At 35.8% G+C, this 12,278-nt stretch carries 9 protein-coding genes, 1 other RNA gene and 1 pseudogene; 5 read left to right on the forward strand and 6 right to left on the reverse strand.

Annotated elements, in window-relative coordinates; all coding sequences use genetic code 11:
- Positions 1-26 precede the first annotated feature (26 nt).
- Entirely contained in the window at positions 27-677 is a 651-nt protein-coding gene (locus ISP73_04665) for a ribulose-phosphate 3-epimerase (GenBank protein ID MBL6657880.1), read from the forward strand.
- Here the strand turns inward: ISP73_04665 and ISP73_04670 are convergent.
- From ISP73_04670 to ISP73_04680, 3 genes are all read right to left on the reverse strand, one after another.
- A complete protein-coding gene (locus tag ISP73_04670) occupies positions 674-1,885 on the reverse strand; it encodes an alanine dehydrogenase (protein MBL6657881.1) in 1,212 nt (403 codons plus the stop codon). The genes ISP73_04665 and ISP73_04670 overlap by 4 nt on opposite strands.
- A gap of 54 nt (positions 1,886-1,939) precedes the next feature.
- Entirely contained in the window at positions 1,940-2,893 is a 954-nt protein-coding gene (locus tag ISP73_04675) for a Fic family protein (GenBank protein ID MBL6657882.1), read from the reverse strand.
- A 133-nt stretch (positions 2,894-3,026) separates the two neighbouring features.
- On the reverse strand, positions 3,027-6,788 hold the full coding sequence (locus ISP73_04680; protein ID MBL6657883.1) for a tail fiber domain-containing protein: 3,762 nt from the start codon (positions 6,786-6,788) through the stop codon (positions 3,027-3,029).
- 256 nt (positions 6,789-7,044) lie between these two features.
- On the opposite strand from ISP73_04680, the gene ssrA reads away from it, so the two are divergent.
- Together ssrA and ISP73_04690 are read left to right on the forward strand one after the other, a co-directional pair.
- Positions 7,045-7,416: a transfer-messenger RNA gene (ssrA, locus tag ISP73_04685) on the forward strand.
- A 29-nt stretch (positions 7,417-7,445) separates the two neighbouring features.
- Positions 7,446-7,586, forward strand: a pseudogene (locus ISP73_04690) (DUF2256 domain-containing protein).
- 8 nt (positions 7,587-7,594) lie between these two features.
- Here ISP73_04690 and ISP73_04695 read toward each other — a convergent pair.
- The 3 genes from ISP73_04695 to ISP73_04705 are packed head-to-tail and all read right to left on the reverse strand — an operon-like array spanning position 7,595 to position 10,691.
- A complete protein-coding gene (locus ISP73_04695; GenBank protein ID MBL6657884.1) occupies positions 7,595-8,311 on the reverse strand; it encodes a thioredoxin fold domain-containing protein in 717 nt (238 codons plus the stop codon).
- Positions 8,308-9,072, reverse strand: a complete 765-nt coding sequence (locus tag ISP73_04700) for an alpha/beta hydrolase (GenBank protein MBL6657885.1) — start codon at positions 9,070-9,072, stop codon at positions 8,308-8,310. Before ISP73_04700 ends, ISP73_04695 begins: the two co-directional genes overlap by 4 nt.
- Positions 9,073-9,080: 8 nt before the next feature.
- A complete protein-coding gene (locus ISP73_04705; protein MBL6657886.1) occupies positions 9,081-10,691 on the reverse strand; it encodes a hypothetical protein in 1,611 nt (536 codons plus the stop codon).
- 41 nt (positions 10,692-10,732) lie between these two features.
- Between ISP73_04705 and ISP73_04710 the strand changes: the two genes are divergently transcribed.
- Complete coding sequence (locus ISP73_04710) at positions 10,733-11,101, forward strand: hypothetical protein (GenBank protein MBL6657887.1); 369 nt, start codon at positions 10,733-10,735, stop codon at positions 11,099-11,101.
- An 84-nt stretch (positions 11,102-11,185) separates the two neighbouring features.
- Positions 11,186-12,277, forward strand: coding sequence for a deoxyribodipyrimidine photolyase (locus ISP73_04715; GenBank protein ID MBL6657888.1), 1,092 nt, complete (start codon positions 11,186-11,188; stop codon positions 12,275-12,277).
- The last annotated feature ends 1 nt before the right edge of the window (position 12,278 follow it).

The following is a 12,278-nucleotide window of genomic DNA, read 5'->3' on the forward strand; positions in this document are numbered from 1 at the left end:
ACTTTGCCAAAACTAAATCATCATTTATGTCACATTTAATAGCCCCCTCAATACTATCCGCCGATTTTGCCAACCTTCAAAAAGATTGTGAAATGGTCAACAATAGCAATGCCGATTGGTTTCATATTGATGTTATGGATGGCATTTTTGTGCCAAACATCTCTTTTGGGATTCCTGTAATAAAGGCTATTAAAAAATACGCTAAAAAAACCATGGATGTGCACTTGATGATTATTGACCCTGACAGATACATCAAAACATTCAAAGGGGTGGGCGCTGATATTTTAACCGTGCATTACGAAGCCTGTACACATTTACACAGAACCTTACAAGCTATAAAAGCAGAAGGCATGCAAGCTGGTGTGGCACTTAACCCACACACATCAGTAGATTTATTAAAAGATACCATTCAAGAGATTGACCTCGTGTGTATTATGTCCGTTAACCCAGGATTTGGCGGACAATCCTTTATTGAAAACACCTATGACAAGGTAAAAGAATTAAAAACGCTAATCAATAGTAAAGGGGCAAATACTAAGATAGAAATTGACGGAGGTGTAAATTCACAAAATGCACCAAAACTTATTGAAGCTGGAGCCGATATTTTAGTAGCAGGTAGTTTTGTTTTCAAATCTGAAAACCCTAGCCAAACAATCAGTGATTTAAAAAACTGCTAATTACCGTTTAAGAAACCCCTTAAATACTCATAAGGAGAATTCAAATCACCATCTTTACAGATTGTAGCCCTGTCTATGATTTGTTCTGTATCTTCACCTAATAAAACTGGGAAAACATACTTTAATAATTCGTTTCCAAAATCTTCAGAAGCATCTTTAGGCAATTCACAAGGTAAATTATCCACTGCCATAACAGTTATCACATCCTCTTTATCAAAAACATCTTCAGATTCAGTACCAGGGTTATAGCCATAAATAGGCTCAGCAATAGTAGACGGACGAATGGTAGAAGCCACAGGACCATCAATATCGCAAGAAATATCTGCTATGGTACGAATTTTAAACTCTGAAGACTTAGCATCTTGTCTCGTAAAAAGATAAGGTGAACCCGCCCCATAATAATGCCCCGCAATGAAAATATCAGCACATTTGGCGTAGTCCATAAATGTAGACTCAAACAATTCAGGTGCAGTAAAAAACTCTTGCGTAGAAAATTCTGAACCATCAATCTTGGCATTATAATCAGGAAAGTCAACATGCACAAAAACAGCCTCGTCAAAAGACTGAGACTTAAACTCCTCTTTACTCACCTCTCTTATACCCAAAGCATGAATAATTTCTAAAGCCCCCTTTCCTACTCTGCCATTTCCAGAAACGATAATTTTGATAGTTGGTAAATCTACTTTTTTAAGTTCTTGATCAAGTTCCTTTCTATTATCGCAAAGATTAGCAGCTTTTAAATCAAATCGTTTCGTTCGCTTTCCGTAAGCCAAAAATCCATTATAGCAACCTACCACACCGGCATATCTACCAAACCCAATAATTCGTCTTCCGTTAGAATGCTTTAATGTTTCATAATCTACCATAGAGATGTTTTTCTCCACCATCTTCTGAAGCAAGCCCCTATTGTAAGGCTGTTCTTTTATAGTATGAGAAAAATAAAAATAGGTTTTACCAGCCAATAAATTGGGTTTTGGCACTTCCTTTACACCGAATAGAACATCGCAATCAGAAACATCATCAACTAGTGATATACCTAGCTTTAAATATTCATCATCAGAAAAACATCGAATTGGACTTTTCTGAACAACTAATTGGATGTTAGGATATTGAAGGGATAAATCGGCACATTGCTGAGGAGATAATGGAACTCTTTTATCGGGAGGTGATTTTTCTTCTCGTAAAACGCCAATCTTTAATATATCCATGCCTCAAAATTAGCAGAATTTATCCAATTTAAACCTCATAATACCAACAAAAAATTAACGTTTACGCTTTCTTTGGCTCATGTAGTTATGGATAGCATCTTTAGACGTTAGCCAATTTTTACCCTCTTTGTAGGCGTCTATTTTACCTTGACGGGCTAATAGACTAACATACTCCTGACAATAAGGCACATCATCCTCTTTCACAATATTAGCTATTTCGTCAAAACCATAATCAGCCCCTGGCAAAGCGGCTATGTATATGTTTAGAGTACGTTCAACAGCTTGAACCATAAGAAGCATCAATTTGTAATAGTTTCCATTATTGGCTGCATTTAAAGCAGTATAATATTTTTTTCTATCGTTTCTAAGGATGATAGCAGGTGGAAAACCATAAGTCATTAAAAGAAGGTTCATACACAAACGAGCAGTACGGCCATTACCATCAAAAAATGGGTGAATCCAAACCAGTTTGTGGTGAAAAACCGCAGCCAATTCAATAACATTTAGGTTCAATGGATTGTTTTCTGTAAAAGCCATCAATTCATCAAGCAAAAGAGATACTTTTTGAGCATTAGGCGGTATAAAATTTGCGCCAGAAATACGCACTCCTCCATTACGAATACGACCTGCCTGTTCATCTTCGATAGAACGAAGAATGAGAGCATGTAAAGCTAGAAGAGTATTGATAGAAAGAGGTGTTTTATTAGACACATATTCATCAAGTAAGTGAAGTGCTGTTTCGTGGTTTTTAGCTTCAAAATGTTCTCTAAGTGATTTTCCTTTTATCGTTATACCTTCTTGCAACACCATTTGAGTTTCTCTTAGACTAAGGGTATTACCTTCAATACTATTGGAATTATAGGTCCATTCTATAGCAAGACTTTCTTTTAATTTGAGAAGGGCACCACTAGGCAATGGACGGTTATTTTGAAGCTGTTTTTGCTTATCAAACAAGCGTTCAAATGTACTTTCTAGCTCTGCTCTATATGTTAAATCTATACTCCACACCCAACAAAGATACTTAATTATCGGTTATAATCAAAAACACATTAAACGATATTAGTATTTTTGAACAAAAACACTACATTCTACTAAATGATAAAAATTGAATTTAAAAAATAAGGTGAAATCCGCACAAGAATTATTCTTTCTCAAGATTTTCTAAACGTTGCAATACATCGTGAAGGGTTTCCTTTAGAGTTTGATTTTCTATTTCAAGTCTATCATTTTGAGATTTTAACTCCTTCACTGAATTAACCAAAGCTCCAATAATCGGACGATCAGCAAGGGTAAAATAACCTCTGTCGTCAGTACTTACAGCCTCAGGAATTACCGATTTAACATTTTGAGCTGAAAATCCAGTATAGCTATTTTCCGTTTCCATATTGGAGACATTATTCCATCGGAAATTAATTGGCTGCAGACCCATTACAGCATCTAAACCTTTAGTGAAGTTTCCTGAAATATTTTTTAAACGTTCGTCAGAAGAAACTGATAGATTACCATTAGCATCGGATTGAACATCACCAGCACCAAGACCATCAATCCGCATATTTCCTCTAAAATAGGCAAAACCATCGGAACCACGAAGACTAAACAAATTTTGGTCAGCAGCATTTTCAAAAATAAAACCTTGAGTTGTTGTATTATTTACTCTAAACCTGATGGCGTGTTGATTAAACCCAACTCCTGCTACAGCTGTACCTACATCTAAAGCACGCCCAGCACCCGAGCGAGACATATATATTCCCCAGTTGGAATCGTTGTCATTCCACATAAAAATACCACGTTTGATAGTACCCGTCATATTGCCATCGGCACCATTCATAACCGTAAACAATCCGTGACCAATATTCCTAAATGAGCCGTTTACATCTAAGTTATATGCCGGTGTATGACGTTCGTTTATACCCACTCTACCGTCTGCACGTATGGTCATTGGCGTTCTATCTACATGATTGGTATTCCCTAAGCCCATGGTAATATCTAATCTTGTTCTAGCCGAAATTACACCTTCGTAAGTTCCCAAACGAAATTCTGCGTTTGTTGTATATTTTGAACCGCCTGTTCCTTGACGTTGCAAACGCAAAATTGGACTAACACCCGTATATGTTCCGCTCATAGCGGATGTATTCAGAACATGTAATCTAGTTGTAGGATTTGTAACAGCTATACCCACATTACCGTTAGGTTTTATAATCATACGCGTATCGTTGGCGATGTTGTAGTCGTTATTATTGGCTTCATTGTTCAGAACGAAACGCATATCAGCTCGCTTCCAAGTGCCTAAACCATCTGAAATTATCGCATTTTTAACAGCATAATTTGCAGCTGTTGGATCTTGGCCAATTGATGTATTAAATTCTAAAATAGCATCTTGGTTTTCAGCACCGGCTGTAATTCGTAATTTCGTTTCTCCAGACGTAGAAACCTCTAACTTTGCATCGGGGTTTGTAGTTCCTATTCCAACTTGACCTAGATGGTAAATATCCTCGGTATTTGTTGTTGCAGCGGCATCGTCATCATCGCCAAACCAAGGCTCTTGAGATATAGCTGCTGCTGAGCGTTTTCTCAATACCCCATTAGCATCGGCTACCACTACTTCATCGGTAGCAGCGCCGGCTGTCAGTTCGTTAACACGCACTTGGTCGTTGAAGTAAGCATAGCCATCAGAACCACGAAGACTCATTAACAAATCTTCATTACTGTTTTCAAAAATAAAACCAACACCGGCATGGTCTTGCACTCTATGACGAATGGAATATGAATTAAAGCCCACTCCAGCAACTGCAGTACCTCCTGACATAGAACGACCAGCCCCCGGACGAGACATATACATTCCCCATTTGTCATCCGTATCATTCCACATAAAAATACCACGTTTGATAGTACCCGTCATGTTGCCATCGGCACCATTCATTACCGTAAACAAACCATGTCCTTGGTTTCTAAAACTTCCATTAACATCAAGGCTATACGTTGGATCTGTTCTTCTTACCCCCACATTACCGCCTTTTCGAATAAATAGCCCTGTTTCGCCATTGTAGGTAAGACCAAAATAGCGGTTACCAACAGTGCCATTATCCACATTTCGAATATCAAAACGAGATCTATTTCCGGCATTATTGGCATTAAACACCAAACCAGTTTCACCTGAGGGGGTACTATGGTCTATTCTGTGTACACCGTTAGCCCAAATAATATTTCCGCCGTTTACATATAACCTGCTAGTACCCGGGTCATTTATTCCTATTCCAACTTGCCCCATATGGTAAATATCCTCGGTATTGGTGGTGGCGGCGGCATCGTCATCATCGCCAAACCAAGGCTCTTGAGATATAGCTGCTGCAGAGCGTTTTCTCAATACCCCATTAGCATCGGCAACTACTACTTCATCCGCAGCAACGCCTGCATTTAGGGTTCTAACTCGTGCCTGACCATTAACGTCTAGTCGTTGTGTGGGTGCATTTGTTCCCATACCCACATTACCATCGTTTCGGACATACAACATTCCATCTTGACTAGAGTTTCTTACATCTAATGCATAGGTAGTTGTTGTATTTGTAACACCCGTATTGATATGCATTCCATATCCACTGCCATGAGACAAAAAAGTGTTTGAAGTACCATTTTGAAAACGTGCTTGCCAGTTATTCGTGAAGGGTTTCACTACATGAAATGGGTAAGAGGGAGAAACTGTTCCCAAACCTACATACCCCGTAGTCCCCTTAGGCATAAGATTAATGTGTTGACTAGCATTTGATCCGGCTCCATAAATAGAATTAAAGCCGAACCCTATACCTTGTGTCCCGTTGGTATGTCTAAATTCTATTCCAGTGTCATCGTCACCAATAGTGCCTGTAACATACAAAGGTCTATCAGAAGCATGTGTGCCTGAACGTCCATTATTTGATATGTCTAATCTATTTACAGGGTCAGCAATTCCAATGCCTATATCATCCGCCATATGGTAAATATCTTCTGTATTGGAAGTAGCAGCTGCGTCATCGTCTGTACCAAACCAAGGTTCTTGTACCACATCTGAAAGTGAACGTTTTTTGAGTACACCTGTGGCATCGGCAACTACTAACTCATCGGCAGCAACGCCTGCGTTAAGGGTGCGTACCCGTGCCTGACCGTCTACATCTAAGCGCTGTGAAGGAGTAATGTTTGCACCTATTCCAAAGTTCCCTGCACCCGTAAGCACGGCAGATGTTTGCTGGGTGCTTCCATCGGTGTTGGTCCATAGTTTTATAGCACCGTTGGTGCCACTAGCTGCATCGCCTGCCACCAAATCCAATACCCCAGAATTTGCCGTAGCATCATTTCCATGTAAATCTATACTGCCACCATTTTCTAAGTAAATGATATTTCCAACAAGAGTTAAGGTTTGATTATCATTTCCAGCAGAAGCTAAAAGAGAAGATAAATCAACTCCGCCTCCATTTTCAATAAGTAGTGAATCTCCTGAAAGGTATATTTTCTGATTATCTGGGTCTGGAATTCTATGTAAAGACAAGTAATCTAAATTTTCAAAATTGCTGCCATTGTCAAAATCAACTTCTACTTTTAACCATTTTTCTTTGCCATCCCAATCCATTTCATAGAAATCACTGAAAGTGTAAGTTCCCATCCCAACAATGAGGTTTATCATACCATATCCATCAACTACAACATCATTATGGATTTCTGAAAATTCAAGTCCATTTAAATCATGAATTGAAAAACGTATGGACACCAAAGTATTTCTTAGGGGATTAGCATAATCTGCATCATATCCTGGCAATTCTTGACCGCCTTCTTTATTAAGCAACACAGCCTGATATGGCATTCCTGGAGTTTGAGAATAAACCTCTGAAATACATATTAAAATTACTAATGTTAAAAATATAAGCTTTTTCATCCTCACACAAAATTAGACGCATTATCAACATCATTTGGGTAAAAATGGGCGAAATCAGATAGAAAAACCAACAAAAACAACGATCATTTATCAAACAAAAACCTCGTTTTATCTATAAAAATATGTTTTTAATCTGTCCATATATTCGGGTATATCTAAACTCTAAAAATCAGACATTAACTGAAAACATCCTGCTTAGAGTTACTAAGTTAATTCAAAAGTGTAATTTTGCATCTGATTATGTTCTTTTTTTATTGGGGCTGACTGGTTTTGACTACAAGTTTGAAGTTAACCGTAAGCATGTCGAGCATTGTTTGTTGGCTCGTAAATATCAATGTACACACTTTTAAATGGCGAGTATAACTACGCTATGGCTGCCTAATTATAGTAATTAGGACGCCTTTGCTTCCGAATGAAAGAAGGCTCGAAGCTTTCGTTCTTATGAAGCATCATAAAAAGATTGAGCTAGTTTTTTAGAGCTTCGACTAAAAAGCGAAATTAAAGAAGATAAGGTTGGAGTATGGTTGTGTTTTTCCTTACCCTTCCCGACAATTAAAAAACAATAAACATGTAGAAAGCGCTTGAGTTCCTTGTTTGGACGCGGGTTCGATTCCCGCCAGCTCCACTAATTTAACCCTAACTACAGCTTTTCATAATATGAAAAAGCCTTTACCTCAAAAAATATGTTTAGTCTGCGAAAAGCCATACAATTAGCAAAAAAAGTGGGAAAAGAATTGGGATGAGGTTAAATACTGTAGTGAAAGGTGCAGGCGAAACAAAAATAAAACTTCAAGTTAATCGTAATCTTATTGAAGTTTTTTATCCAAAACATTTACTAATTCTTCTTTAGGCATTAGACCAGTATTTCTCCAAATTTCCTTACCTTCTTCAAATAGTACTAGGGTGGGCACAGCCACTATGCTAAAATGGTTCGCCAAGTCCTCACTTTTGTCAATATCTACTCTTGAAATAAACACTTTATTTTCGTAATCTTTTTCTAAAGCATCTATCATTGGTGCCATTTTACGGCAAGGTGCACACCACAATGTATGAAAGTCTACCAATACTAAATTATTTTCTGATAGAATAGCTTCAAAAACAGAAAGGGAAAACTCTTGGATGTTAGTGTCATGAGCATCATCAAATGAAGACAATTCATAGCCAGCTCTTTTCCATGCCATTATACCACCATCTAGATTTACAACTTTTGATTGACCAGCATCGACTAATAATTGTGCCGCCTTTGAGCTTCTCCCTCCACTTTTGCAATAAACATAGACTGTTTTATTTTTTTGAATTTTAGAAATTTTATTCTTGAAAGCGTCGTCGTAAAAATCAATTGTACTAGCATTTTCTATTTGTCCAGCTGAGACCTCATTGGGTGTTCGGACATCTAAAATAATTCCCCCATTCTTGTCTATTTCAGCTTTGAAATCTGAAGGCTTTAAATTTAAATAACTTTGAGAGTTGCTAGAGCAAGAGAATAATAAAACAATTAACGTAAGATAGATAAGCTGTTTCATTTTAAAAAATTGACAGTAAATTGATTAAACTTCTGATGTTGGTCAATATTAACAATATGACCTGATTTTTTAATTTTTTTTAGAATACAATTCGATTTATTTTTGACAAATTCTTCAATTTGATTTACAAAAAGATAATCTTCATGACCGGATATAAAAAGTATAGGCCTGTTGATTTCGATATGTGATATGCTATCTATAGTGCGTTTTATCTCTGGTATTAATTTCAGCCATTTTTTAAAGGCATTTGCCTTAATTTTTTTGGCTTCATTGATAAAAATTTCTCTGGATTTCTGATGGCCTTTCCTAGGCATAATAATCCATGCAAAGAGCCTGTAAAGTACAATATTGGGAATTACTCCTTTGATAATTTGAACGGTGCGCAATAGGAATAATGTTCTGAAGCTAAAGCTAGTAATTGCTCCACTTAACACAATTTTATCGACCAACTGAGGGTATTTTTCTGAAAGCTTTGTAATAATTACTGAGCCTAAAGAAACTCCAATAAAATGTGATTTTTTTATACCTAAGTGTTGCTTTACTTCTATTATTTCTTCAACAACTAAGTCTAAAGAATATTCATTGTCAATAGTAAGCTTATTAGACATTCCGTGTCCACGCAAATCGATGAGCAAAAGGTTATAATGATTTTTTAAAAACTTTACTTGCTTGTACCAAATGGTGCTACTACCCCCCGCTCCATGAATGAATGTAACCCAGTCGGCATCGTCACTTTTTATAAAACTCTTAAACTTTAACACAAATGAATTTATCTAGGTGCAAAAATAACCTTCTTTTCATAACTTCCGTCGTCGTAAAAATAAATGTATGGCACATTGACTTTTGGTTTTAGTACCGTTTCTCCTAAAATATTCTTTATGAAAAGCAATGACTTTTCTGAAATATAAAAAGAAGTTAATGAAGATGTGGCATCGCATTCAACTGTTCCTAATTCATAAAAATCTTGGCAGTCTAAATCTTCATTATCTTGAACTACAAACTCATATTCTGTTTCACCATCAGCTAAAAGTGGTCCCAACATATAGTTTTCTTGTCCATATTCAAAACTGCCATATGTAGTGCCATTGCCAAATACAGAAAAAGTTGCTGCAATGGAATTGTTTACTCCAAAATCTAGCATGACCATAAAATAACCGTTACTGTCACATTCCTCAGCTTCTACTATCACATCGTAAATGCTACAAATGAAAAAATCTTCACAATCCACATAACCAAGTTCAAAGTAATCGTAACATTCTGAATCTTCAGTGTCAAGAACAGCAAACTCATAGTCTATTTCGCCATTTGCTAATAAGGGACCTATAGAATATGAATCTTGTCCATACTCAAAAGTACCGTAATTAGTGCCATTACCTTGTACCGTAAAAGTAGCAGCTGTTGGATTTTCATATTGAATTTCCATTGTAACCATAAACATACCATTGCTATCACATTCTTCTGCTTCTAGCGCCATGATTTCGATTGAACAATATCCACATTCTTCCCAAGCAGATGTATCAAAAGAAGTTGGCACCAATTCAATAGTAGTAATTTCATCATAGATAAATATGCTTTCATTAATTTCATAGGGAAACACTAGTTGTTCCTCATCTTCAATATTTGATAAAAACAATAAACTATCATTGGCAACATACTCAAACTCTATTATCTCATAACATTCTAAATCAGAATCATAAAATTCATAAATTGTCAATTCGGTTGACGTAAATTCAAAATAATTAATAAATTCAGGAGACATAAAATAATATTGACCTTCAAGGCTTACATTTTCTTCAAAAGAATAAGTAATTGGGTACGAACAAATTACAGATTCATTACCTGCAAAATAACCTTCTACTAATTGTATATCACCTTCGATAGGAAAATCCACAATATCTTCAAAGTATAAATACCTAACATCACTGTAAGTGCCGCCAAAACCATACACATTTGCTGCATCATCGGTTTCATAAGCTATCACCTCATTATTTTCATCTACCAATACAAAACCGCCATAGCCGACATTAAAATCATCAGGAAGAGTAGTTGAAATATTAATCACCAAAATTGTTTGTTCTTCGGAAATAGAATATGTCAGTCCTAATACATCAATTTGTATCGAATCACATACTGTGGACTGAAAAGCGTTGGCACAATCCATAATATTACCACTAGCATCAGTTGCAGAAATATAAGAGGATACTCCATAACATTGAGTAGCATAACAGGAATTGTCATAAATTTCTCCATCACACCCACAAACTGGATCATAAATCAAAAAACATAAACAGTCAGGGTTTATTGCAGATTCATCAATACAATCTTGAGCAATAGTAAAAAATGGAAGCACTATAAATGAAAGAATAAGATAAGGTTTCATAAAATAAAGTATATATCAAATATAACTAATAAACTGACATTTTGACTATTTCATCAAATTGGCACAGATTTTGCTTTATTACTCAAATAGAAATAGTATTTGTTATGAATGTTCCAAAAAAAACACCTCTTTTAAGTCAATTTGAAATTGAAAAATTATGTCACTTGTTACAATGCGATAAAGACGAATTATTCGATTTTGAAAAATTAGCTTACGAAATTTCTGAAGAAACAGATTCTACCTATGATGCAGTAATGAAACTCCTTCAAAAAGGGCATAATGTACGTGAGGCTGCCCTAATTGCATTATTTATTGGACGGACTAAAGGATATTTACAAGCAGAATCTGATATGGAAGAAGAAATAAAAGACAAACTTTATAAGGCCTTCCGAGGAAATAGAGACGAATAATCCATTAAAAAAGACTTCATTTACTTAGTTGAATATATATTTTAACTAGTTTTGTATAATTATTTTATTTAAAAGTTATACAAAATGAATGTTGACTTAACCTTCATCTACGACAGAATTAAGGCCATAGAGCCAGTTTCTTACGCTAAAAACAGAAACTACATTGACGGTGCGGTCAGTAAATTATCCCCCTATATTTCTAGAGGTGTAATTTCTACCAAAGAAATTCTAAACTCATTACTGAATCGAGGTTATAACCCAAAAAATATTGAGAAATTCATTCAAGAATTAGCTTGGAGAGATTATTGGCAACAGATTTGGGTTGAAAAACAAAATCTTATTAATAACGATTTAATAAATAATCAACTTAAGGTCGATAATCACCAAATTCCAAAAGCTATAGTAGAAGGCAGTTGTTCTATTGAAGCGATTGACAATGCAATTAAAGATTTTTACGATACTGGTTATATTCACAACCACATCCGTATGTATATTGCGGCTATTTGTTGCAACAACGCTAAATCGCATTGGAAAGCCCCAGCTCAATGGATGTACTATCATTTACTAGATGGTGATTGGGCAAGTAATGCTTTAAGTTGGCAGTGGGTTTGCGGAGCAAATAGCAATAAACTTTATTTTGCAAATCAAGATAACATAAACAAATACTGCTATACTCAACAGAAGAACACTTTCCTAGATGTTGATTATTCAGCCTTTTATTCAATGGAAATTCCTTCTGAATTAAAAGAAACTTTAGTCTTAGAGCTTACAACTCCCCTACCTGAAAGCGGTAATAGTTTACAGATTAATACTGAACTCCCTACTTTTATTTACAATTACTATAACCTTGACCCAAAATGGAGGAAAGAAGAAAAAGCTAATAGGATACTTTTACTAGAACCAGATGTATTTGAAAAATATCCTATCTCAAAAAAATCTGTGGACTTTATGCTCGATCTTTCCAAAAATATTGATGGAATACAGCTGTTTGTAGGCTCATTTGAAGAACTTCGAGCACTAAGCAAGACTAGTCAGCTTTATTTTAAAGAACACCCCTTAAACATACACTACAAGGGCATTGAAGATCAAAGAGAGTGGATGTTTTCAGTAAAAGGGTACTACCCATCGTTTTTTAAATTTTGGAATAAATGTAAAAAGGAACTCAAAAGCGTATAAA

The organism is Flavobacteriales bacterium (assembly GCA_016779935.1).
Lineage (GTDB): Bacteria > Bacteroidota > Bacteroidia > Flavobacteriales > UBA7312.